Origin of the sequence: Paenibacillus forsythiae T98 (genome assembly GCF_000520735.1) — a bacterium.
Taxonomy (GTDB): Bacteria; Bacillota; Bacilli; order Paenibacillales; family Paenibacillaceae; genus Paenibacillus_AQ; species Paenibacillus_AQ forsythiae.
In genome coordinates, this window is record NZ_ASSC01000514.1 from 1 (window position 1) to 577 (window position 577).

General features: G+C 53.6%; 1 pseudogene. It reads left to right on the top strand.

From position 1 onward, the window contains the following. Nucleotides 1-443: 443 nt before the first annotated feature. Nucleotides 444-577, top strand: a pseudogene (locus L692_RS31885) (LLM class flavin-dependent oxidoreductase); the annotation flags it as partial.

Here is a 577-nt window from a genome sequence, read left to right on the forward strand (position 1 = left end):
CGGCCAAAAGATGCACAATTTCAGGCTTTCTTCCTGCCGCCTCATCACCCAAAGTCATCGCGGCACCTGGATTCCCGGAATAATGGACTGTCCCCCGTATCCCCCTGATTCCCACCTCAACAAGAAGAAACGACTAACGGCGTCCTTGAAGGACGCATCGAAATGCTCCGTTCTCACAGTTATCCATACCCATCCAATGTTATCCCTCTCCCAATTATAGGAGTCGTTCTCCCGGTCGTAACACACAGCGATTAAACCTGCCACTCTGCCCGCTGCGGCAACCAGTTGACCACTCTGCCCGCTGCGGCAACCAGTCGACCACTCTGCCCACTAACGGCAATCAGTTGATTCGATATAGCCTCCCTATACTTACTTAAAGTATGTAAATAGTGATAAGTTGTGGTATAATCGCCGCATTACGTATTATGACAGGAGGCTTGTACATGAAACAGCTTCGAGATATACCCGTGTCCGTGCTCGACCTGGCTCCAATTACGGAGGAGGGCACGGCGGCGGACGCGCTGCGGAACGCGCTCGATCTGGCGCAGTACGCCGAGAGGTGGGGATACCGCCGCTA